Genomic DNA, 21,813 nt, shown 5'->3' on the forward strand with positions numbered 1-21,813 from the left:
CAGACCTCCTGATGGAGATCTGCATTGTTATTTTACGTATTGTTTGAGAGGCGTTTCGGCCGGTTTTCCGAAGAAGTATCCCTGTCCAAGGTCGACCTTGGTTCGGAGATATGCCCATTCGTCTTCATTTTCAATTCCTTCTGCAAGGAGAGTGACCCCGATGTTCTGGGCTACTTGTGAAATGACCTGTATTTTCTTCTGCTTATTCTCGTCCAAATGACAGTCCTGGATGAGGTTTCGGTCCAGTTTTGCAAAGTCAGGGTTCAATTCGCTCATAACATCAAGAGTTGAGTAACCTGCTCCGAGATCATCGAGAGCAACCTTTACACCAGCGTTCTGATAATACCGAAATATCCGTTTTAGATGGTTCATATCCTCTATCATTTCCGTCTCAACTACTTCGAACACGAGATCTTCAGGCCTGATCCGATATTCTTCCACCGCCCTGAATGTACTTTTAAGACAAAAGTCAGGATCATAAATGGATGAGGGGAGAAAATTGATAAACCGCTTCATCCCGGCATCCAGCATCATGGAACTCGTTCGTATTGCATTCATACGTGCCTCACTGTCGAGCATGGAATGCATTCCTGATTGCCGGGAAAATTCAAAAAGCTCTCCAGGGTTAAAATCATATAGCTGACTTCGCGGTCTTAATAAAAATTCGTATCCATAGATTTCTTCATCTACAGCTCTTACAATGGGTTGTAAAAAAGAGCGGAAAAGCTTTTCCTGTATAATTTTTACCAGTCTGGGATTCATGATTTTCATATACATTTCAGAAAAAGGAATATAATCACTTGGTTCTTCGTGAAGGAGGGAGAGGCTGCATTTAACTTTGGTACTCTTTCTCAACGGGAGGGAGTCTTTTAATTGATCCATCGTTTTCTGAAGAGCATGCCAGTCATGAAAAATCAGATCGAGCTTTCCTTTTCTGATTTTTGAGTCAAAACCTTTTGTTGTAATGATATCTTTCATATCAGAAAGGATATCAGATTGATTTGTATATATACTTAAAACTCCTTCTTTCGTTAAAGGAATTTTATTTGTGCATAAGTAACATCCGCTCATTTAATCACCTGCTTTCAAGTGTTGGAACTTTGTCAATCAGTGTCTAGTTATCAATACCCTCTGATAGGCCGTTAAAACCATAAAACCAGAAGATTCTCTTAAACTGAAAATCTTTTTCTGACAGGGTCTCCCAGCCGTATTATTAAGAAAAGATTACAAGATGAATAAATAATAAATAGCTCTTTTCATGACGAAAATCATCTGCTATGATGTAACTAATCACAGTATTAAATCAGAATATTCACTCTATTTATCTGTAATTTTGAAGACTGCTGTCCTGTTTTGTCGGATTAATGGTAATTATTATGAAGGAGGCTCTACAATGACACTTACACAAGAAGAAGTTGTTGCAAATCTGGAGGATTCCGCAGGCTGGTCACTCGATGACGAGAACTTTATGAAAAAACAATTCACCCTCCCCTCTTTTAGCAAAGCAGTAGCATTCGTAAATGAAATTGCCAGGCTCGCAGAAGACCGCAATCATCATCCTCAGATTACAATCGATCATAAAACCGTAACCCTCCGCCTCTACACGATGGATGTAGGAGGTCTTACCCAAAAGGATTTTGAATCTGCCTATGCTTTTGATTACACAATGGCCAAGTATGTAAGCTGATATTAATGCGAAAATGGCGAAAGATAAGGTTGCAATATTCCTCATCTTTCGCCCTCATTTTATTTCCCCACTGTTGCGTCTACCCAGTAGCTTGATCCGTCTGAATTCCGCTGCATGAAACCGTACTCAATTAAATACCTTCGCAGTGTGGCAAAGTCGTCATAGTAGTTTTTTAATTCAGCACTGACCTCTTTTTCGGTATAGGTTTGACCTGGAGTGAATTTCCCTGTGAGGTATTTCAGAATAACAATCTTTCGTTTTTCTTTCCTAGGAAATTGTTTGATTCTCCCGGTTGTCTTGTCGATATATGTGTCGAGAAACTTTGCTTCTTCTTTTTCATTTGTTATCCATCGTTCGTCCACCATTTTTGCCCCCTTGTGAATGGTTGTCTTCCCCTCTTTTTCTTCAAATTTCTCCATCAGAGTGAGAAACACTTTTGCCTGTTTAGCTTTTTCACGAAACTTAAACCGGTACTGTCTTACGGTTGAAACACTGCTGAAGCCGAGCTCTTCTGCAATTGCCTCATCATCTGCTCCGTCCATTAATAAACGGAGGACATCTCGTTGAATATCGGATAATCCCGACTGCCTTTTATCAAGATTGAGTAACTGATGTTCGATCGTCCCATGTTCATTACGGAAATGATGAGCAGCTGCTTTTACAGCCGTCATCAGCTGTTCCCCTGATTTAAAAATTAGACCTTCCTCAAAATACCTGCCGCAGATGACACATTGAAAGCCTCCTTCTGTGTCAGAAAAGCCTTTTTTAAGCTCTTCTATCGTTGCATTCCAAAACGGTTCGTCCATTTTTCATCACTCCTCTATTTACCAGTATAATAGTTTGTTTATAAATAAGTAAACAAAATTATTATATGTTTATTAAATAACCAACAGTTACATTGCCCTTTTTATTGTGATAAACTAAAGTTAATACATCTACGGAGGAATTTTCATGCGTTGGTTATATCTGTTTCTTGGAACTATTATGGCAGTGATCGCTCTTTACTACATTTTCACCCACAAGCAGCGAAACTCCACACAGGATTATGTCATTTACACACCTGAAAAAGATGATAAAAAGATTCATACCGGCACAAAACTTTACAAAGTGGCGCTTTATTTTTCATATGCCGTACTGCTTCTAACAATCCTTCTTTACGTTGAGATTTTCCGGAGTTTTGAGATGTCCACGCTGATCTTTGCCCTTCAGCTTCCACTAGGCATCGCGGTGCTCGTTAGCCTGGATAAGATCTTTGAAATTCGCGGGCATGGTATTGTTTTTGCAGGCTATCAGGCCAACTGGGGGAAAATCAGGCAGATCGGCTGGGGAAAAAAACGGCGGAACCGTACCCAGCTTATTATGGAGCTGGATAAGGGGACAAAGATTAAAACAACAATTGCCGATGAAGAAAAAGCACAGCTTGAGGAACTTCTTGAAAACTACGTGACATTTGATAAAGAACCTGCGGGCAAATAATAAAAACCTTCAGAACCCTGATTTAGGGGTCTGAAGGTTTTTTTATGGTATCTATGGCCTGGGAACCCTGTTTAATCACAGCAAACCCGCTTGCCTGCCTGCATAAGTTCATCCAGCAGAGGCTGTGTGTCCGGGAGAGTATGAATAATATCTGTCACCTGACCGTACCAAGGGTTCTCCTTATTTAAACTGTAGAAGATCCACTGGCCGCTTCGTCGTTCATTTACGATCCCAGCCTGCTTTAATTTTCGCAGGTGCTGGCTGATGGACGGCTGACTCATTTGAAAAACCTCAACCAGTTCACACACACAGCAGTCATCTTTATACAGAATGGCAAGCATTTTAAGTCTTGTTTTATCCCCAATCAGCTTAAACAACTGAGCTGCGTCTTCAAACGTCCGTTCTTTTGTTTGCACCGGGTCCACCTCCGTTTCATAAGCACTTACTTATGTATAGTTTACGGGCACTGCCTGGTCTTGTCAATTTACCTTGAGTCACGAATCGCTTCGATCATCAGTCGCAGTGCTTTCTCCTGAAGAGAAATGTCCATACTTGGCGCTCCCGAGGAAACGACCATCTCCGGTGTTGCAGGGACATGGACAAAGCCCGTTTTGATGAGATTTCCTTGTTTTTTCGCAAAAAGGGCCACTTCATACAGCGTATTGTTGCATATGTATGTGCCTGCTGTGTTTGAAATGCGGGCAGGTATACCGGACTCTGTGAGCTTCCGGGCCATTTCTTCAATAGGGAGGGTTGAAAACAAACCGTCTGGACCTTCGGGAACCAATGGTTTGTTTGTTGGTTTATAGCCCGTATTATCCCCAAACTTCCCTTCTCCTTCCGTATGCTGGACGTTAATTCCGATTCTTTCAGGTGTGATGCCGGCACGTCCTACTGCCACCCCGAGAGATAGCACCACATCGGGTTTAATCCGGTTTACTTCTTCCAAAAGTCTTTCTGCGCACTCTTTATAAACAACAGGCAAGACTACTGTTGTAATGGTCACTCCTTCAATCTCCCACGTTGACGCGGCTTTCGCCAGTTCTTCAGTGGGGTTTTTCATTAAGTCTCCAAATGGCTCAAAGCCGCTGATTAAGATTTTCATTTCATCCCCTCCTCCTTCTGATTGTACCACGGTCTTTAATTCCTATCTTTCTTGAACTATTTAGTACTCATCACCAGTTTATTTCTAAAAATTACCAGGACGTTACTGACCTGATGGGCTGCAGTATGGTTTTGTACATCAAATAATCCTGTTCGCTCCCCTCTCCCCCAGCGTCTATTCTTACTTTACCGCGGAAAAATTGAAGGAGGCGCCTCCGGTTTGGAGACCTTCACATGTACGACGCTGATTTCGAAGTTGTTTATGAAAAATATGAACCGCTTATTTTTTCCCTGTTAAAGAAGTTCAGGCTTCACTTTGACCAAGAGGAATATGTACAGATTGCACGTGTCGCCCTCTTTCATGCCTGGCGACGGTTTGATCCTGACATGGGGGCTTTCCCTGCGTTTGCAAAGCGTTACATTGAAGGATACCTGATCAGGGCCATCAAAAAGGATAGACGGTTGAACGACCATTGCCAGTTAATCGAACCGGTGCTCCTCGAGGATGTGGCCCCGCACTATAAAGAAGAGTCCCTTCAGCCTGTTTACGAAATCATGAACGAGGCCGGACTCAGCTTTCGTCAGAAGACTTGGGTGGAAGAAGCTGTGATCTATGAATGTAAACCACGGGAAATTGCAGCCAGGTATAAGGTTAGTGTCGATACCGTTCACACCTGGCGGAAAGGGGCGCTCAAAAAACTTCGAAGTTTTTTTTCGTAAGGTACCCCGTTTTTGGCAGGGAGCGTTTACTTATTAGGTGAAAGGCGAAAGGAGGTGATGAGATGGGCGTTAGAGTGAATACACGGTTGGCACTGAGTTTTGTGACAGGCTTTACTCACGAGGGTGAGGAGATCGTTCGCGTCAGACAGTTTCAGAACATTAACCCGGCAGCAGAAAACAGCGGATTGTCAAAAACAGCAGAAGCACTTGCTTCCCTTCAGCAGCACGAACTGGTAAAAGTGGAACGCGGAAACACGTACGAACTGACTGGAGAATAATCCTGCCCCATTAACCCTGCACGAAAGGAGGAAATCAAATGAGCAAACGACTTGAACTGTTATTTTCCAACATGGAAGGACGCTCTGTCACACTTGCTGTGGAAGATCCGATCGAGCCGGCAAACGCTGAACTAATCAACGAAGTGATGGACGAGATTCTTAATGAGAACATCTTCATGTCAACAGGCGGACCGCTCGTATCAAAGCGCGGCGCCCGTATCGTTGAACGTACTGTTGAACAGATTGATATTGATACTGAAGAGTAATATCAGGGGCTCTATTGCCGGGGGATCTGTCCCCGGCAGTCAACTCATTGAAAAGTTTCATGAAGAAGACAGCGACTTTACACAATGCTTCAGAGAGGACGGCTCATAAGGTCAAAACACCTTGTGAACCGTTCTTTTTTTAGTAAAGGCTCTTTTTAAGTCAGGTGTTGATATACGCTCATTGCACTTTCCGCGGGGGCGCCGGTGAGCCGCCAGCAGGTTTATGCCCGCTTATTCGTTGTGTAACCGCTCGTTGCTCCCACAGGAGTATCACACATTCGCTGCAATCATTCATGCTCATTAACACAGCTTTAGTAAAAGGAGGTGAGACCATTGGAATTGGACGTGTGGATTCGCGTCATTGGAGATTACGGTTTTCCTGCTGCAGTCACCTTTTACCTGCTTTACCGGATGGAGAAGAAGCTTGATCAGATAAACCAGTCTGTGCAGCTCCTCTATCAAAAGCAGATGGGTGTGCATGTGAAAACAGACCCCTCTCTTACGGCACTTCCACCAAGAAGTAAGAGAAACTGAAAAGCCCCATCCCTCCTACACCCTGTGTGACATCCTTCACGCAGGGTCTTCATGCAGGCCTTCCCAGAAGCTGAGTTAACAATGTCTGAGCCTCTTAGAAGTATCTTAGCAACTCCAGGAGGACGCTTTTCGCTGCCTTCTGTTACATAAGCAAGGGATATTTTCTCATATAAGGGTTCTCATGACTTTTAGCTCCTGTTTCTTAATAAGAATTTCTTTGTAATGTCAATCAACGTCGATCATAGCCTCTCTTCTATTAAGCCTCTAACTTTGTTAATGAGAGTCGATGCAGTCGGAATGTCCTAAAGTCTCCTGCGGTAGCGGAGGCTCGCCGGCCACCTCCGAGGAAAGCGAAGGTCATTCCGACTGCATCCGGCGTCTTACGCTTTATCGGTTCGTGCTGCTTTATAGCTATTTGGTCTGACCCTTTGTGAAATGCCTCACGTGGTGCCTGACCACTGTTATCTACTTCACAAGATAAATCTAGCATATTGGGATGCTTTTTTTCATAGAGTGGAGCATGGGTTGTTTATTTAAAGCCTGGAGATTATACATTCACATTCGGGGGGCGATTTTAATGGAGAAGGTATTGTTTTTAGAGGAGCGCAAACGGAATATGGCCGAGAGACTGCCGGCAGGCCTGCAGGTATCATCTGAGAGTACTATCGTGTACGCAGAAGAAGACAAGTTGGTTGAAGGTCTCGACCGGCTGTCAAAAGGATTGTTCACGCTCCTTATCTGTTTAGGAGGGCCTTACTTTTTATTCGTGCTCATCGAAGCCTTTCTTCGGCTGCCTTAAACGGACGTGATCCTTTCTGCCCGGTGCTGAAATGACAGCGATACGGTCAAGCTTTTCCTGAAGTCTTGAAAGGTCCCAGTCCAGAAACGTATGATGCTCCATTCCCTCTATCACATATTCAGTAAAGGACCATACGTCTTTTTTTATCATATCGCTGCCATGGGTTGAAATTTCATAAAGGGAATCCAGGATTGCCGCGAGAATGGCAGAATCGCTGCTTCCGTAATGCCGGATCTGAAAGTAGCTCTGATACAGATAGTCCTTGAACTCATAAACTTTCTTAAGGACACGGACATTCCTTTTACTGTCGTGTACGTAATTTTCCAAATACGCTTTTTTACATAAAGCAGACAGCATATGGCCGAGATGCTTGATCCCTTCTATAGCAGTAAACGGATCATTTACTCCAGGTGACAGGGAGCGCACACTGATCTCCACCAGTTTCACAATGCCATAGCGGATGTCCTGAATGCTTTCTCTCTCTGTTCCGATAATCACACGTTTGCTGTAATTCCCCTCGCTCACCTGTTTTTTATCTCCGTAAACATTCATCACCACGAGCCCGCCAGCCAGGTAATCCCCGTGAGAATAAAGGAGTTCCACGATCGTTTCGTCCTCTTCCGCCTGCTTTTTCAGCCCGTCAAGATCAATCCACTGAACATAGCCGGATTTTCTTGACTTTACCTGTGTACACGGCTTATCAAGAATCTCTTCTCCTTCCCAGTCCTCCCACGGATCATCGGGCTTAACATCCTTCTGATTTTCCCAGAACTTATCCATTACTTTGATTGTATCATTGTAAATGCTCTCGATCAGGTTCCTGATCTGAATCCATTTGGCGACGTGATGGACAAAAAATACAAAGAATCCAACAGAAATAATTGCAAACAAAACAGCAATGACGGGAGAGATGAGTACATCCACATCCGTTATCCCTGCCTGTTGTTTGGTTAAAAGAAGGAGAACAATTGCGTATACAAATCCACTGATAAACACACCGAGGATCCGCTGTGTATGGGGATCAGTGATAAAGTTTTGCAGTGAGCGGGGTGAAAACTGCGTCACATAGGTAGTCATAACTACCAGAATGGACGAAAAGGAAATGGAAGTCATTGTTAAAATGGACGCGGCAATTGTACCTAAAAGCGTGTAGGCAAGGTCGAAATCGGACAGAAAGAGAGGTGGAATGCTGTCCAGTAATTGAGGATTTCCCCATAAGTACTGATCGATCTGGTGACTTAAAAATGCAAGAATAATTGCGATGATGCCGTAAATTGCCGGGATAAACCAGTAACTTGCTCTGATAAAAAGCCACACTCTTGTCAACACGCCCACCTCATGTTCCCTTTTGTTCAATAGTGTTGGCATTATAATGAAATTTAACCATTCAGAGGGTGAGGTGGCTTTTTAATGCTATCAGCCGCAGCCTTTAATTGAAGATGGTGATGCTGACATGGCTTTCGTATTTCACGGTGTGACAGTGGACCTCCATCATGCTTCCCACAGCCACTAAAAAACGCCGGAAAGGATTAGTTTCCCTTTTCGGCGTTATCATCGTGTTATACAGGCGTTACATACAGGAGAATGGAGAGAAAATGGGTCACCGAAGCTGCCAGAACAAAAAGATGCCATACAGCGTGGTGGTACTGAAACTTTCGCCAGATGTAAAAAAGTGTGCCTACAGTGTACAGAACACCACCTGTGACGAGAAGAACAATACCTCCCATTTCGACTGTTGTTGCAATCGGCTTTAAAACAAACACAATCATCCAGCCCATCGCAATGTAAAAGAGGGTTGATAAAAAAATAAACCGCTTCACAAAGAAGACTTTAAATACGATACCGACCGCTGCCATTGCCCATACAACAGACAACAGAATCCAGCCTGTTGCACCGTCCACAACGATGACCATTAACGGTGTGTACGTTCCGGCGATAAACAGATAGATCGCCGAATGGTCAAGAATTTCGAACACATTTTTCGCCCTGCCCTGTCTGAGGCTGTGCAAGAGAGTGGAACAAACGTACATGAGCAGCAGGGTCACGCCGTAAATCGTAAAGCTGATCACGTGAGAGGCAGTTCCGTACATACTGGCGAAAACAATGAGCAGTGTCAGAGCAGCCACGCCAAATGCCGCTCCGATGCCATGGGTAATGGCGTTAGCAATTTCTTCCCGTTTCGTAAATGTGTGGGTCTGTTGCATGTGCAAAACTCCTCCGGTAAATTAGTTTGAGTGCGTTCAGTCAGGAGGACAGGTTTTGCAGGCCCTTTGAACCTTCTCTTTTACATTCTGTTTTGAATGGACGACACTTTCCAGGTGCCATCTTCTTTTTCGAATTCCAGTTCAACTACGCGTATAAGGTCGTTTTCTTCATGTTCAAAGGAATGGAGAGTATACAGAACGGAACAATGATCATTTTCACTATCATACTCAAAAGCCGTCTGCTGGAGAAAGTCCAATTCTGAAACATTCAAGCTCATGTAATGAAAGGAACCGATTACTTCTTTGTCACTCCGAACATGAATGACGTCATTCTCTTCGTCCGTTTCTACATGATCCGATGTGAGAAGGGACAACTGCTCGTGGTCCCTCTTGTGCATCGCTTCGAAAAAGTTCAGTGATATAGCATCGATTTCTTCCCGCAATGCCAGTTCTTCATCTTTTAAAGCTTCTGTATCATAAGCCTGTGTCTTATACGTAAGTATATCATTTTTAAGCCGGTCATTCTCTTCCTGAAGCTCATCAATTTGTTCCTGAAGGGTCTCAGCCTGTCCTGAATACTGTTCCAGTTGCTTAACGAGCCGCTCATTCGTATCGATGAGCTTTTCAATGTCTTCTGTTTCATCGAGTTCCTGAAGTTCCTCTGCCGACAATTGATCATCATCACCTGAACACCCGACGAGCAGCATGGCTGTAAAAAAGGGAACCAGCAACTTTTTCATGTTTGTCACCCGCGTTCATCGTAGTTTAGATATCTCTATTATACAAAAATTCGATACAAGTAAAAGATTTCCTTTACCTAATTGGCTAAGTACCCATTTTACCCTACTAAAGAGCTATACCACAAGAGAATCTCCGGAATGTGAATCAAATCACCCAGTGCCTGACCCTCTGTGAACGGATTCACAGAGGGTCAGGCACTGGGTGATCTATTGAGCAATGCACAAAAAAAAGAAGCCGGCCTCATAGTTTGAGGCTGGCCTGAAAGAACATCGCATTGGTCCCGTAACATTACCAGAATAATAGTGCTCCTAAAGCAAAACCGCTGATTGCGGCGAGGGCAACCGGGTAAACATAGGGACGATACCCATAGCTGCCATAATACCCATATCCAAATCCCCCGAATCCTCCCCGGGGGCCTCTTCCCTCAATATAAACAGTGCTGGGTGTGACCCGCACGATTCTGCCTGCATGCTGACGTCCGGAATGTTCTATAATTCGAACGTTACGACCTTGATTGCGACTGCATACGTTATAGTAGTGTGCACATCGTGACAACGCATCCACCTCCTCTTCATACACCAGTCACAATCAGTGTATTTTCAAAAAGAGGTTTGGTTTGTACAAACATCACGACTTGTATGTATTTTCATAGGAAAGTAGGTTGGCCTGTGCAAAATGAGTATACGTATACAGACATGCTTGCGTATTTCGGCGTAACCACCGCCCATCCAGGCGGGAAAAACATCACCGCCCGTGCAATTGATCTGCTGCCCATCGTCAACGGAATGAAAATTGCTGAATTAGGCTGCGGCCTCGGGGACACTGCCCACTTTCTTGCAACAGAAAAAGGAGCGAACGTTTACGGCATTGACGTCCACCCAGTGATGATCCAAAAAGCTCGCGAACGTCACAAAGATGCTTTTGACAGAAAGAAACTTCACTTTCTCCACACCGATGCTGCCAGCATTCCCTTTCCCGATGAATCCATAGACGGGATTATCGCTGAAAGTGTACTGAGCTTTTCCAACGTCCACGATGTGTTAAAAGAATGCAGACGGCTTCTCAGGCCCGGGGGGTTTTTCGCTTCTCTGGACCTCGTATGCGACCCGGCATTTCCTATTGTCGAAAAAAAAGAGTACAGTTCCTTTTACGGTATGAAGCAACTCTACACAATGAATGAATGGCATGACCTTTTAAAAAGCTATAATATGCACGTACAGCACACCATTGAGGAGAACCCTGCAAACCTGCCTGCTGGCGATATTCCTGAACTTCTTCTCAGCGATGACGTTCCCCTTAAGTGCTATGAAATCATGGAAAATCACATCACCATGCTCGAAAAGAACCAGCCCTTCACCCGCTACGCCTACTTCATCTGCAAAAAAGACGACCAAATGAACCTCATCTAAAGTTCTCGAAAGTTCGGGGGAAAGTTCGGGGGTCTGTCCCCGCACAATTTGCGGTGTTCGGTTGACAAAATGAAAAGAGGTTGATCCAAAAGGTCGGTTTTAACCTTTTGGATCAACCTCGAAGCAATGAGCGGAGCCATTACATATCTTCTTTTGGACTTTTGAGTCAGATTTTTTCCCTATTCGTGCCCTGACACGCAGGTCACTTTTTAACGCGAACTTAGTTCACGCTGCCTTGTGTGGTTTATTTAAGATCGAAACGATCTGCGTTCATAACCTTCACCCAGGCAGCGATAAAATCGTTCACAAACTTCTCCTGGCTGTCGTCCTGGGCATACACTTCGGCATAAGCACGAAGGATGGAGTGTGAACCGAAGACGAGGTCCACTCTCGTTGCCGTACGCTTGACTTCACCTGTCTTACGGTCGCGTCCTTCGTAGATCCCCCCGTCTACTGGCTTCCACTCTAACCCCATATCAAGAAGGTTTACAAAGAAGTCATTCGTAAGTGTACCGACACGATCCGTGAAGACACCATGCTCAGTGCCACTGTGGTTTGCACCAAGAACACGCATCCCGCCGATCAGCACCGTCATTTCAGTGGCAGTCAGATCCAGCAGCTGTGCCTTGTCCACCATCAGGTCTTCCGGTTTTATACTATACTCTTTCTTCTGGTAGTTGCGGAAAGCATCCGCCGGCGGTTCAAGTACTTCAAAGTTTTCTACGTCCGTCTGTTCCTGTTCAGCGTCTCCGCGCCCCGGTGTAAACGGAACCGTTACATCAAAGCCCGCATCTCTTGCCGCTTTTTCCACAGCTGCACTACCGCCAAGGACAATCAGATCAGCCAGGCTCACATTTTTATCCAGGTCTTTTTGAAGATCTTCAAATGCCGACAGCACTTTTGAAAGCTGTTCAGGTTCGTTGGCATCCCAGTCCTTCTGTGGCTCAAGGCGGATGCGGGCACCATTCGCGCCCCCCCGCTTATCTGAGTTGCGGAACGTGCTTGCGGAAGCCCAGGCTGTTTTGACGAGTTCGCTTACAGAAAGACCTGTTTCGAGAATCTTCCCTTTTAGCTCTTCGATTTCCGAATCCGATAATGTGTAATCCACCTTTGGTACCGGATCCTGCCAGATAAACTCCTCTTCCGGAACTTCCGGACCGAGGTACCTGTCACGAGGACCCATATCACGGTGAAGAAGCTTGAACCACGCACGGGCAAAGGCATCAGCGAACTCGTCCGGATTTTCGTAGAAACGTCGGGAGATCTTATTGTATTCCGGATCTTCACGCATTGCCATGTCCGCTGTCGTCATCATTGTCTTCACCTTTTTAGACGCATCGTGTGCATCAGGTGCCAGATGTTCCTCGTCCGGATTCACAGGCTCCCACTGATACGCACCGGCCGGGCTCTTAGTGAGCTCCCACTCGTATCCGAACAAAAGATCAAAGTAGCTCATATCCCATTTCGTAGGCGTCGGTGTCCATGCTCCTTCAATTCCGCTTGTGATTGTAAACGCACCATGACCTGTTTCGTGGGTGCTTTTCCACCCGAAGCCCTGGTGTTCAACAAGTGAGCCTTCCGGTTCTTCAGATACATGCTCTTCCGGGTCTCCTGCGCCATGAGCCTTACCAAATGTATGACCGCCGGCAGTGAGTGCCACGGTTTCTTCGTCGTTCATTCCCATACGCTTAAACGTATCGCGGATGTCGTAGGCACTTTTACAAGGATCCGGTTCCCCGTCCGGCCCTTCCGGATTTACATAAATTAAGCCCATTTGTACAGCAGCAAGAGGATTCTCCAGGTCACGCTCACCGGAGTATCGGTTATTCCCGAGCCATTCTTCTTCAGGACCCCAGTTTACGTCTTCCTCAGGATGCCAGATATCTTCCCGGCCTCCCCCAAATCCAATGGTCTTTCCACCCATGGATTCAATCGCCACATTTCCTGCGAAAACGAGGAGATCTGCCCATGAAAGCTTGTTTCCATATTTTTGTTTTATCGGCCAAAGGAGGCGGCGTGCTTTGTCCAGGTTCCCGTTGTCCGGCCAGCTGTTAAGAGGAGCAAAGCGCTGTGAACCGCTTCCCCCGCCACCGCGGCCGTCTGCCATACGGTATGTACCTGCCGCATGCCAGGACATACGAATAAAGAACGGGCCATAATGACCGTAGTCCGCAGGCCACCAATCCTGACTATCTGTCATAAGATTAAGAAGGTCCTTCTTCAAGCCTTCATAATCAATTTTTTTAAATTCTTCTGCATAATTAAAATCTTCTCCCAGTGGATTCGTCTTCGTGTCATGCTGATGAAGAACATTCAATTCAAGCTGGTTTGGCCACCAGTCTTTGTTTGATGTCCCTCTGGAAGATTTACCAGAACCACCTTCACCCGTAAACGGGCACTTGCCAACGTTTTCATTGTCCATACGTATTTCCCCTTTCTGTTTTGAGAAGAGTAAGTAGCAAACAAACTTGCCTTTCATCGTACAAACTAAAACTGGAGACAATATACGTTCTTACATTGTAATTATATTAAATGATCACCAAAATAAAAAGTAATATGCAGAAGATTGTAAAAATAGTAAATATATTTAGAGGTTTACTAGTATTTGAGCACGAAAGTTCGGGGGTCTGTCCCCGTACAATTGCCGGTGTTCTCTTGACAAAAGTGTAGAAGTTCCCAAAAGCGCGTCTGCTTTTGGGGACTTCTCCCATGTGATGAACCATTGTAACGCCTAATCAATCTTCCGAGGCTGTGCGTCTCAGTTCGGCCGCTCTTTGCTTTACTTTTTTCGTCGCCCGTACAGTACTGATAATAAAAAGGCTCATAAACCCAATGTAGAAACTAAAACCAATTCCCTCCATTACGCCCATGGCCACCTGTATGATCCCCCACTGAATATAGAGAAAGAGTGCCATAACATAAGCCATTATCGTCAACAGGTACGGGCCCAGGATGTCTTTCATTTGTTCTTTTTCTTCAAATGTTAATTTCACAGGAAGGTTGATTCCCTGAGGATAAAAATAAAACGGAAGTGCAGCCCCCAAAAGGAAGATCCCTGTTGCGGGCAAGAGAAATATAAACCCTTTACTTCCATACGACCGCACTTCACCGGTTATACCAAAGTTGCTTGGGATACGGTCAGGCAATACATTCCAGTACCCGGTTGAAAGGGTGAACATCACTGCAATGATCACACAACTGACTGCCAGTAAATAAATATCTTTCTTTTTCATAGAAGACCCTTTCTCCTAAACTTGATTTTTATTGGACTTTTATATTGATAGTGAGGGGACGGCAACCCTGCAATACCTTATACTCTCAATCAAACACAATAGCTTCCCACCAATAGTACCCTGCCGAAGAAACTATTAAAAGAAGAGTCAGTTTTCCCGTCCAAACAGTAAGAAAGGAAGCTCCCATCTCTTTCGGGAGCCTCCTTTCATAATACATACCTTACTTGTTATAGTACTCCGACCACTTTTCATTTCCGAGGTGATAGACTTCTCTCCATCTGTCGATCCCTTCATTGTAGGCATTCGACCAGTTTACAACTCCGGTATTGTAACCGTAGCTCCAAATATCATTTTTGCGGTTGTAAAATCCGCTCCACAGGTCTCTTCGTACCGAGGATTCAATCTGCTCTTCTTGAACGAGCCTGTCAATAATGACCTGTGCATTGGCAAATTCACCCTCGGACTTATCCATAATGGAGTCTTTCAACTCATTTGCCTGGTCTTTAAGCTCGGCACTACGTTCATTTACTTCGTCCATGGCTGCTCGCTTCCACTCATCCCAGGCATCCATCATTCTGCGGTATTCTTCTTCCCAATAGTCTTCGAGTTCCTGCTTGGAATCTACGAACGTGAACTCGCCGTTCCCTGCTTCCGCTACATCAATCAGACTCTGGTAATCATCGTCTTCCACCTGAAAACCAATGATATTTATGATTGGCTCAATATCCTGATCGACCAGTTCCTCCGCAGCTTTTACAGGATCACCTCCGCATGTTTCAATCCCGTCACTTACGATATAGACAATAACGTCGGTTGCATCTTCCGGTATATCTTCCTGGGAATCTTCAATCGCCTGTGCAATCGGCGTCCACCCTACTGCATCCACATCATCAAGGACCTCACTCAATGCATCTGCATCGGTCTCTCCATGATAAATCGTTTCTGTGGAACTGCAGGACAGTTCTTTACCCGCATTGGTGTTGTCACCTTCATGTCCGTAAACACGTAGGGATGTGGTGCTGTTTTCAGGCAGTGTTCCGACAAAAGCTTCAATTGCTTCTTTTGCTTCATCCATCCGCGTCCCGCTCTGGTTTCTGGCGTTCATACTTCCACTTGCATCAAGCAGAATGGAGAAATGGGACGTTGAAGGAAGTTCATCCTCCGGTGCCTCTTCTTCCGGTGTTTCAGAATCGACTTCAATTTCCGGGTTAAAAGCAATAACCTGTTCCACGTCTTCATAATAAGGCTCGTGAATGAGGTTCAAAATCGCTTGGAATGCCTCATCCTCGCTCGTGTTTTCATCGATGTGAGAAAGCTCCTCCATTACAGCGTCAGCATCAAAATCATCACCGTGGTAAGGGCCCGGCATTCTCATCAATTTTTCTTCAATATCCGTCAGTTCCCGGGACAAGTCTTCGATTTCATAATACTCCGGCTCTTCAGGTTCATTCGCCTCTCCTTCAGCGGCAGCTTCTTCCTGATTGGCCTCATCGCTCTCTTCTTCTTCAACAGCCGTATTTTCTTCCTCTGTTGCTCCATCCTCCACGACTTCCTGATCCGCGTCTGATGAGCAGGCACTTAACAGCACTATCAGTCCCGCGGCTAAAAAACGATACTTCATCCTCCATTCCCCCAGCTATGTAATTTTCATCAAGGCATTTTATCGTTCATTATTGGTTTCAATCCGCGTTCTCTAAAAAAGACCCGCCCGGCTTTACGAGCTATGCCGCCCTCTGACGCTTCACCTTTGAATGAACAACAGCCTTTTATAAAATGGTTAACAAAAATGATACTAACATAAATATCCAAAAACTTCGTGAGTGAATCTGACTATTCGCCTGCTGTAAAATGCGTCATTTCAATAGAAAGGGGCTAATTCACAGGTCACTCCTGTCCAAAAGACCCACAAAATTTTTGTCTTAATCTCACTAAATACCCATTACCCTTCTTTTTACTTTTTCCACCATCAAAATTACAAAATCTCACAAAAAAGTTTTTGGGTCTGTCCCCGCACAATTGGCGGTGTTCTATTGACAATAAAAAAAGGCTTGAGCACCGGCTCTCAGGCCTTCTAGCATTATTCTTTTAATGTTTTTCGCAGTCGGTTTATTTCGCTAATGATACGTTCTTCATCAATGGTGAGGCACTCACCGTTTTTTACAATCTGACGGCCATCAATGAACACATCACTCACGTCCCGGCCGCCGGCGGCGTATAGGAGGTGAGACTTCGCTTCACTAACAGGCTGCAGATGTGGTTTATCCGCTGGATCAATGGTGATAAAATCCGCCTGCTTTCCTTTTTCAAGTGATCCTGTATGATTCATGCCGAGCACCTGCGCACCTGTTTTTGTAGCCAGACGCAGTACCGTTTCTGTCGGCAGAATGGTGGTGTTTTTCCGCGTTCCTTTTTGCAGCAGAGCTGTAATCCTCATTTCCTCGAACATATCGAAGTTATTATTGGACGCTACCCCGTCTGTGGCAATCCCCACTTTAATGCCTGCATCCAATAGACCTGCCACATCAGCCACTCCGGACCCAAGCTTCAGGTTACTCACCGGGTTATGGGCTACTCTCACGTCTTTTTCCCTCAAGAATTCCCTTTCTTCATCATTTAACACTACCCCGTGAGCCATGACGGCCGGTCCGTTGAACAAACCGGTCCTGCTTATATGTTCAACAGGTCTTGCGCCATAACGACTGACGATCTCTTCAATTTCCCCTTCCGTTTCCGAAACGTGGATGTGAGCTATCACCCCATACTCCCTTGCTATCCGGGCGCACTCCTCAAGTGCCTGTGGACTGCATGTATACGGACTGTGAGGCGCAACCATCGTTGTCAGCCTTCCATCGGCAAAATGTCTGTACGTTTTTGCAAAACGCTCCGCTTCCCTCAGGTTCTGCCTCTGCTCACCTTCTGATCCGAAACTGAACACCGTGTGGGAAAAAGCCCCGCGAATACCTGTCTCACTTAGGGCTTCCATAATCGCATCGCTGTCAATACCTGTCGGGTTAAACATATCCGAAAAGGTCGTCGTTCCGGATTTGAGCATTTCAGATACCCCAAGGAGAGCACTGGTCTTTCCAATTTCAGGTGTAAACTGCTGTTCCAGTGGCCAGATTTTCCGCTCCAGCCATGGCTTTAACAGCATGTCATCCCCGATCCCCCGAAGAATGGTCATCACGATATGGGAGTGCGTGTTTACCAAACCTGGCAAAACCCATTTCCCATGCAGGTCCACAACCTCGTCTGCTTTCTCCCGTTCCTGTTGATCGTACTCCCCTATATAGGTAATCAACTTACCCTCAACTACGAGCATGCCATTTTCATATACATCGTAATTATCATTTACCGTAAAAAAAAGACCGTTTATGTAAGCTGTTTTCACACTGATCCCCCTATCTTTTACCTATCCTTAGTATTCAGTCATGCCGGAAAGTTATTCCTTTTCTTCTATCCGCATAAAGTAAGGTAACCGTTTGGGGCACCTGCAAAATGGGGAATACTTAAGAGATGGGAATAAATGTTACCATCTGAAGCGATAAGGAGAGAAAACCATGACCTTTCTTATTCCTGTCTGGCTTTACATTGTGATGCGGCTGGGATTAATCGTCATTTTAGCACTTTCATTCAGCATGATCTGGACCTATGTTTTCTATAAATTAACCGGAAACCCCCGCGGCTGGAGACCCGTTACTGCCATTTGGATTTGCACGTTCATAAGCCTTGTTTTGATCCAAAGCCAGTTCGAGCAGCATTATGTGGCTTCGGATGAAGTCGTGTTGAGCGGAAAAGGGAACATCCTTGAGCCAAAGAGGGAAAATGACATTGTTGTCACGAGCGATGAAAATACGGTGATTCTTGTTTCCCGAAGACTCGATCAATCAAAAGAATATGAGTTTCAGACGAGTGATGCCCTCACTGTGGCCATGCAACTTTCCTTTCAGGCTGACCGCCATCCTGTTGATAACCTCAGTTCCATGCATACAGACTGGGCAATTGAAGGCATTGAGCTCGCCGGCCCTTACTTTTCATCAACGACCTTCTTTCGTGACGTATTTGAAAAACAAGCGGAAAGCCGCTTAACCGAAGCCTTATCATCCACTTCCACTGCAGACCTGACCAACGATACAATTGAAACGATAATACAAGATATCAAGTCCTCCCTTCCACACGGAGACACATTCAACATCAACCTCACAGCCTGGGAAATTCTCGAATAACCCGGGTTTTTTTCCTCCACAGTTTGTGAAAGACCACACACAGGGTCAGACCCTGTGTGTGGTCTTTCACAAATAGTTGATCAGTTTTCAGATAGTCATGTTAAAAACAGGGAAGTGAAGGTGATTTTAACTAGGTTGAGGTGATAGGCGTGACTTTTCAGATTCCTGGATTTTTATATCCGTTTCTTCAAACGGGATTTTTGGTTGTTTTCGGAATTTTGTTCTTTTTTATAGCTAAGAAATTGATCGATGGGACCACAACCAAGTTCAAAAGAATCTTAGTTAACAGCATTGCAGGTCTCCTTACAATCGTATGTTTTGTCCTCTTTGAGAGGCTGTATGACCATTATTACCTTTATGAAGACCTTACTATTTTTTCTGGAAAAGATGAAGAGATTGAGATCTCTAACTATAATAATGTTTTAATTTCTACGGATTCTAACCTCCTCATAACCTCAACTGAACGAACAGAGGAAAAAATGAGGTGGAAAGGAAAGCTGCAAAACGGTAAAGCTATCTATCTGAAAGGCACTCTTACTATGAATGAAGCTGATATAGTTACGATCAGGGAACTTCAAACAGAATGGCAGAAACAGAACCCTGATGACTTTGATTCCCACAGATTCTATCCTTTCTATGGTTTTTTTTGGGATGTCTATGAAGACATAGAAGAAGTGTTCCTATCAACAGTAAGCGTACTCGAAGAAGATGACATTACCATCTCAAAACTGTCACAAATCCTGACTGAGATCAAAGACTCAAAAACACCTGAATCCGAAAAAGAGTTAATTAACATGTCAGTAACAGATTATTATATACAGAAATAACTGACAAAGGCTGCACAGCTTTTGTGCATCCTTTCACGAAGGGTCAGACCCTACTTTCTACCTATACCATAAGGGAGTGGTTTTAGTGAATCCGTTATGGTCATCGATGACTTCCAGAGAGTATTTATGAAATTTGTCAAACTGATCGGGTGTATGTTTTACACACCAGACGAGTGCAGACACAAGGTGCATCGCACTGTACAAGGCATAAAGCTTCCAGAAGAATGTATCATCGCCCCAGTCTTCCAGGTACCCGTCCACTGCCCCCCGTGAAAACGGAACACTCACCTGCTTGGAAAAAAAGCCGGTCTTATAGAGATCATGAACGGGGTCCCCCCAGTCCATCCGCTGAAAATCAATAATTCCCGAGAACGAGTGGTTGTGAATCAAAAGATTCGAAGGATGAAAATCATCGTGCTGAAAACGGTTCGGCCGCCCCTGTATCAGAAACTCGTTCTCTTTAATGTAAGTCGCCAGCATTTCCTTCAGTTCTTCCGCCACGGGGATTGTTTTTAACTCCTCAAGGTAGCGGTCGCTCTTTTTTTTCTTCACCTTTTCCCAAGGTGTAATGTGATCTGGCGCGTTCAGTTTGTGCAGGTTCTTCAGTTCTTTTCCCGCTTCAAATCCGATATGGTACTGCTCTTTATCCGACAGACACGGCAGTGCCGCCTCCCCATCTACCCCCTGAAGGTAGGATAACACCATGTACCCTTCACGCGTTTTGTTCAAAAAGCCATATTCAATTGCCTTGGGCACTCTCGCTGAGTGGGCAGAGAGAGCCTTAATTGTTTCGAACTCTTTCTTCCTCGCATCGCTCCCTTCCTCAGCGGAAAAAATCCTTACGAGATATTTCTCGTCGATCACCAGCTTTTTATCATGGGAAAACCCCTTTGTAATCTCCCTGACCGATTTTGCCTGCTTAAAATTCGGTATGTCTTTCACATCCATATATCTACCTCCTCAAGTAAAATCACTTTCTTGGCATACAAGATAAAAATGCGTAGATTTCAGAAAAGCCGTACCTTTTTTAAATCCACATGATATATAGAACTTATCCGCCTCCGGAGTATCCGTAAACAATGTAAAGGCATGAAAATGCTCTTTCCCCTGCCTAATCAGTTCGTTTAGAAGCAGCCTCCCGATTCCCCGGCCGCGCCATTCAGAAGACACATAAAATCTTCTGATCCTGCCGACAGCCTGATCACCTGAAAAAGGATCGCGATTTAATCCGCCAATGGCCACCAGCTGTCCGGAACCTGAATATACTCCTAAAAGGAACTCATCTAGTTCATTAAATCTGTTTGCCCCTGTGTCATAGTCATCTGCCAGCCTCCGTAAAAACCTGAAGCCCTCTTTTTCACTTTCCTCCAGCAGGTGGTTCATGTCTGACAATGACACCATTTCCTTAACAATCACCGGGCTACACCTCACTGTTCGGAATGAAAAATTCCGTCAGCTTTTTTGCAGTCACCAAGGCAAGAGGAACTACCACAAGGAAAAGGACAAATAAACTAATCATACTTGAAACACTCCCCGCCCCAACATGAAACAGACGGTTCAAGACAATATTGTAAACAAAGTTCATCACATAGAAAACATTACAAAACAAGATGAAAAATAAAATTGTACTCCGTTTCAACTCTCCAATCCCCCTAGCATAATTGTGAAATATTTAACAAGATCCTCTTTTTTCAACGGATATTTATCATAACATTCCTGCTTTTTATTTTGGATTAATTATGTAAATAATGTAATCCGTTCCATCCGCGAATGATCTGGCTGATGTATTTGTAACGCTTTTTTAAGCTAACTTTTTTCTTCGGTTGCCACAATGCCTGCAAGTGCATTAAAATCGTCTTCATCTTTCTGCCGGGGATTCTTTGCTTTAGAGAACAATCTCAGGGGTTAAATAAGGTACCGCCTTCATTGCATTTCCACACTTCTGTTACCGGGCCCTCCTGAATGTCCAAACCCCATCCTTTGATTCATTCAGAAGAATCTCCACTTCTTCATTCTCCCGGCTTCTCCCATGAATTTCGTGAACCGGCAATTGCAGATCCTCCTCTTCATACCAGGGAAGGAACTGTCCTTTTACTATCTTTCTTAAACCCCCAGTCACTCAAATAGTTTCTCACAGCCCTCTGATCTTCTCACAAAACAGCAACCTCAACATCATGATGCTCCGTGGTCCGCCTTCCCAAGTGAAGATCCACTGCCCAGCCCCCAGCTACAAACTATGGACGCTTAAAATCTGACAGTAACGAAGCAACCTTTCGCACTGTTTAAATGAAGCCATTAACCATCCCACTCCC

General features: G+C 44.7%; 25 protein-coding genes and 1 pseudogene. 10 read left to right on the plus strand and 16 right to left on the minus strand.

The genetic code is table 11. The annotated features are described in order from the left end of the window. Positions 1 to 27: 27 nt before the first annotated feature. Positions 28 to 1,071: an EAL domain-containing protein gene (locus tag EBO34_RS09305; protein WP_122897614.1), complete on the minus strand. Its 1,044-nt coding sequence runs from the start codon at positions 1,069 to 1,071 to the stop codon at positions 28 to 30. Positions 1,072 to 1,393: 322 nt separating this feature from the next. On the opposite strand from EBO34_RS09305, the gene EBO34_RS09310 reads away from it, so the two are divergent. Further along, positions 1,394 to 1,687, plus strand: a complete 294-nt coding sequence (locus EBO34_RS09310; protein ID WP_183163788.1) for a 4a-hydroxytetrahydrobiopterin dehydratase — start codon at positions 1,394 to 1,396, stop codon at positions 1,685 to 1,687. 59 nt (positions 1,688 to 1,746) lie between these two features. On the opposite strand, the gene EBO34_RS09315 is transcribed toward EBO34_RS09310, so the two are convergent. Continuing rightward, positions 1,747 to 2,493, minus strand: coding sequence for a DUF2087 domain-containing protein (locus EBO34_RS09315; RefSeq protein WP_122897616.1), 747 nt, complete (start codon positions 2,491 to 2,493; stop codon positions 1,747 to 1,749). Between the two features lie 145 nt (positions 2,494 to 2,638). Here EBO34_RS09315 and EBO34_RS09320 point away from each other — a divergent pair, with 145 nt between their 5' ends. Next, positions 2,639 to 3,163, plus strand: coding sequence for a DUF5673 domain-containing protein (locus EBO34_RS09320; protein ID WP_122897617.1), 525 nt, complete (start codon positions 2,639 to 2,641; stop codon positions 3,161 to 3,163). Between the two features lie 71 nt (positions 3,164 to 3,234). Here the strand turns inward: EBO34_RS09320 and EBO34_RS09325 are convergent, their stop codons facing one another. Together EBO34_RS09325 and EBO34_RS09330 are read right to left on the minus strand one after the other, a co-directional pair. Beyond that, the gene (locus EBO34_RS09325; protein WP_122897618.1) at positions 3,235 to 3,579 is read right to left on the minus strand and encodes an ArsR/SmtB family transcription factor; all 345 of its coding nucleotides are present in this window, start codon (positions 3,577 to 3,579) and stop codon (positions 3,235 to 3,237) included. Positions 3,580 to 3,647: 68 nt separating this feature from the next. Further along, a complete protein-coding gene (locus tag EBO34_RS09330; RefSeq protein ID WP_122897619.1) occupies positions 3,648 to 4,268 on the minus strand; it encodes a pyroglutamyl-peptidase I in 621 nt (206 codons plus the stop codon). 233 nt (positions 4,269 to 4,501) lie between these two features. Between EBO34_RS09330 and EBO34_RS09335 the strand changes: the two genes are divergently transcribed. The 5 genes from EBO34_RS09335 to EBO34_RS09355 all read left to right on the plus strand — a co-directional run bounded on the left by EBO34_RS09335 (position 4,502) and on the right by EBO34_RS09355 (position 6,864). Next, complete coding sequence (locus tag EBO34_RS09335; protein WP_122897620.1) at positions 4,502 to 4,987, plus strand: sigma-70 family RNA polymerase sigma factor; 486 nt, start codon at positions 4,502 to 4,504, stop codon at positions 4,985 to 4,987. 62 nt (positions 4,988 to 5,049) lie between these two features. After that, positions 5,050 to 5,265: a DUF1659 domain-containing protein gene (locus EBO34_RS09340; protein ID WP_122897621.1), complete on the plus strand. Its 216-nt coding sequence runs from the start codon at positions 5,050 to 5,052 to the stop codon at positions 5,263 to 5,265. A 38-nt stretch (positions 5,266 to 5,303) separates the two neighbouring features. Then, the gene (locus EBO34_RS09345) at positions 5,304 to 5,531 is read left to right on the plus strand and encodes a DUF2922 domain-containing protein (RefSeq protein WP_122897622.1); all 228 of its coding nucleotides are present in this window, start codon (positions 5,304 to 5,306) and stop codon (positions 5,529 to 5,531) included. A 333-nt stretch (positions 5,532 to 5,864) separates the two neighbouring features. After that, positions 5,865 to 6,065, plus strand: a complete 201-nt coding sequence (locus EBO34_RS09350; protein ID WP_236785126.1) for a YvrJ family protein — start codon at positions 5,865 to 5,867, stop codon at positions 6,063 to 6,065. A gap of 577 nt (positions 6,066 to 6,642) precedes the next feature. Further along, complete coding sequence (locus tag EBO34_RS09355; protein ID WP_122897623.1) at positions 6,643 to 6,864, plus strand: hypothetical protein; 222 nt, start codon at positions 6,643 to 6,645, stop codon at positions 6,862 to 6,864. Here EBO34_RS09355 and EBO34_RS09360 read toward each other — a convergent pair. The 4 genes from EBO34_RS09360 to EBO34_RS09375 form a co-directional block, all read right to left on the minus strand. Next, positions 6,826 to 8,181 (minus strand): DUF2254 domain-containing protein, encoded by a 1,356-nt coding sequence (locus tag EBO34_RS09360; protein ID WP_249414069.1) that lies wholly within the window; start codon positions 8,179 to 8,181, stop codon positions 6,826 to 6,828. The genes EBO34_RS09355 and EBO34_RS09360 overlap by 39 nt on opposite strands. A 242-nt stretch (positions 8,182 to 8,423) precedes the next feature. Further along, the gene (gene trhA / locus EBO34_RS09365) at positions 8,424 to 9,068 is read right to left on the minus strand and encodes a PAQR family membrane homeostasis protein TrhA (RefSeq protein ID WP_122897625.1); all 645 of its coding nucleotides are present in this window, start codon (positions 9,066 to 9,068) and stop codon (positions 8,424 to 8,426) included. 80 nt (positions 9,069 to 9,148) lie between these two features. Next, the gene (locus EBO34_RS09370; protein ID WP_122897626.1) at positions 9,149 to 9,808 is read right to left on the minus strand and encodes a hypothetical protein; all 660 of its coding nucleotides are present in this window, start codon (positions 9,806 to 9,808) and stop codon (positions 9,149 to 9,151) included. Positions 9,809 to 10,097: 289 nt separating this feature from the next. Further along, on the minus strand, positions 10,098 to 10,364 hold the full coding sequence (locus tag EBO34_RS09375; protein ID WP_122897627.1) for a hypothetical protein: 267 nt from the start codon (positions 10,362 to 10,364) through the stop codon (positions 10,098 to 10,100). Between the two features lie 113 nt (positions 10,365 to 10,477). Between EBO34_RS09375 and EBO34_RS09380 the strand changes: the two genes are divergently transcribed. Then, entirely contained in the window at positions 10,478 to 11,218 is a 741-nt protein-coding gene (locus tag EBO34_RS09380; protein ID WP_183163790.1) for a class I SAM-dependent methyltransferase, read from the plus strand. Between the two features lie 244 nt (positions 11,219 to 11,462). Here EBO34_RS09380 and katG read toward each other — a convergent pair whose 3' ends face one another. The 4 genes from katG to EBO34_RS09400 all read right to left on the minus strand — a co-directional run bounded on the left by katG (position 11,463) and on the right by EBO34_RS09400 (position 17,839). Next, a complete protein-coding gene (gene katG / locus EBO34_RS09385; protein WP_122897629.1) occupies positions 11,463 to 13,640 on the minus strand; it encodes a catalase/peroxidase HPI in 2,178 nt (725 codons plus the stop codon). Positions 13,641 to 13,953: 313 nt separating this feature from the next. Next, positions 13,954 to 14,451, minus strand: coding sequence for a DUF1648 domain-containing protein (locus EBO34_RS09390; RefSeq protein ID WP_122897630.1), 498 nt, complete (start codon positions 14,449 to 14,451; stop codon positions 13,954 to 13,956). 220 nt (positions 14,452 to 14,671) lie between these two features. After that, positions 14,672 to 16,072, minus strand: a complete 1,401-nt coding sequence (locus tag EBO34_RS09395) for a vWA domain-containing protein (protein WP_122897631.1) — start codon at positions 16,070 to 16,072, stop codon at positions 14,672 to 14,674. Positions 16,073 to 16,528: 456 nt separating this feature from the next. Then, complete coding sequence (locus tag EBO34_RS09400) at positions 16,529 to 17,839, minus strand: amidohydrolase family protein (RefSeq protein ID WP_122897632.1); 1,311 nt, start codon at positions 17,837 to 17,839, stop codon at positions 16,529 to 16,531. A gap of 169 nt (positions 17,840 to 18,008) precedes the next feature. Here EBO34_RS09400 and EBO34_RS09405 point away from each other — a divergent pair, with 169 nt between their 5' ends. Then, positions 18,009 to 18,674, plus strand: coding sequence for a hypothetical protein (locus tag EBO34_RS09405; RefSeq protein WP_122897633.1), 666 nt, complete (start codon positions 18,009 to 18,011; stop codon positions 18,672 to 18,674). A 149-nt stretch (positions 18,675 to 18,823) separates the two neighbouring features. Then, positions 18,824 to 19,501: a hypothetical protein gene (locus tag EBO34_RS09410; RefSeq protein ID WP_122897634.1), complete on the plus strand. Its 678-nt coding sequence runs from the start codon at positions 18,824 to 18,826 to the stop codon at positions 19,499 to 19,501. A 57-nt stretch (positions 19,502 to 19,558) separates the two neighbouring features. Here the strand turns inward: EBO34_RS09410 and EBO34_RS09415 are convergent, their stop codons facing one another. The 4 genes and pseudogenes from EBO34_RS09415 to EBO34_RS21220 form a co-directional block, all read right to left on the minus strand. Further along, entirely contained in the window at positions 19,559 to 20,449 is an 891-nt protein-coding gene (locus EBO34_RS09415; protein ID WP_122897635.1) for an aminoglycoside phosphotransferase family protein, read from the minus strand. A 12-nt stretch (positions 20,450 to 20,461) separates the two neighbouring features. After that, positions 20,462 to 20,917 (minus strand): GNAT family N-acetyltransferase, encoded by a 456-nt coding sequence (locus tag EBO34_RS09420; protein WP_122897636.1) that lies wholly within the window; start codon positions 20,915 to 20,917, stop codon positions 20,462 to 20,464. 4 nt (positions 20,918 to 20,921) lie between these two features. Beyond that, a complete protein-coding gene (locus EBO34_RS09425) occupies positions 20,922 to 21,140 on the minus strand; it encodes a hypothetical protein (protein WP_122897637.1) in 219 nt (72 codons plus the stop codon). Positions 21,141 to 21,651: 511 nt separating this feature from the next. After that, positions 21,652 to 21,723, minus strand: a pseudogene (locus EBO34_RS21220) (nucleotidyltransferase domain-containing protein); the annotation flags it as partial. Between the last annotated feature and the right edge of the window lie 90 nt (positions 21,724 to 21,813).

The sequence above is a fragment of the Alteribacter keqinensis genome (genome assembly GCF_003710255.1).
Taxonomy (GTDB): domain Bacteria; phylum Bacillota; class Bacilli; order Bacillales; family Salisediminibacteriaceae; genus Alteribacter; species Alteribacter keqinensis.

Coding starts and splice junctions, on each gene's coding strand:
- EBO34_RS09355 (WP_122897623.1), top strand. CDS start 6,643: ATGGAGAAGGTATTGTTTTTAGAGGAGCGCAAACGGAATATGGCCGAG.
- EBO34_RS09310 (WP_183163788.1), top strand. CDS start 1,394: ATGACACTTACACAAGAAGAAGTTGTTGCAAATCTGGAGGATTCCGCA.
- EBO34_RS09370 (WP_122897626.1), bottom strand. CDS start 9,808: ATGAAAAAGTTGCTGGTTCCCTTTTTTACAGCCATGCTGCTCGTCGGG.
- katG (WP_122897629.1), bottom strand. CDS start 13,640: ATGGACAATGAAAACGTTGGCAAGTGCCCGTTTACGGGTGAAGGTGGT.
- EBO34_RS09405 (WP_122897633.1), top strand. CDS start 18,009: ATGACCTTTCTTATTCCTGTCTGGCTTTACATTGTGATGCGGCTGGGA.
- EBO34_RS09340 (WP_122897621.1), top strand. CDS start 5,050: ATGGGCGTTAGAGTGAATACACGGTTGGCACTGAGTTTTGTGACAGGC.
- EBO34_RS09415 (WP_122897635.1), bottom strand. CDS start 20,449: ATGGATGTGAAAGACATACCGAATTTTAAGCAGGCAAAATCGGTCAGG.
- EBO34_RS09315 (WP_122897616.1), bottom strand. CDS start 2,493: ATGGACGAACCGTTTTGGAATGCAACGATAGAAGAGCTTAAAAAAGGC.
- EBO34_RS09330 (WP_122897619.1), bottom strand. CDS start 4,268: ATGAAAATCTTAATCAGCGGCTTTGAGCCATTTGGAGACTTAATGAAA.
- EBO34_RS09390 (WP_122897630.1), bottom strand. CDS start 14,451: ATGAAAAAGAAAGATATTTATTTACTGGCAGTCAGTTGTGTGATCATT.
- EBO34_RS09320 (WP_122897617.1), top strand. CDS start 2,639: ATGCGTTGGTTATATCTGTTTCTTGGAACTATTATGGCAGTGATCGCT.
- EBO34_RS09345 (WP_122897622.1), top strand. CDS start 5,304: ATGAGCAAACGACTTGAACTGTTATTTTCCAACATGGAAGGACGCTCT.
- trhA (WP_122897625.1), bottom strand. CDS start 9,068: ATGCAACAGACCCACACATTTACGAAACGGGAAGAAATTGCTAACGCC.
- EBO34_RS09335 (WP_122897620.1), top strand. CDS start 4,502: ATGTACGACGCTGATTTCGAAGTTGTTTATGAAAAATATGAACCGCTT.
- EBO34_RS09395 (WP_122897631.1), bottom strand. CDS start 16,072: ATGAAGTATCGTTTTTTAGCCGCGGGACTGATAGTGCTGTTAAGTGCC.
- EBO34_RS09305 (WP_122897614.1), bottom strand. CDS start 1,071: ATGAGCGGATGTTACTTATGCACAAATAAAATTCCTTTAACGAAAGAA.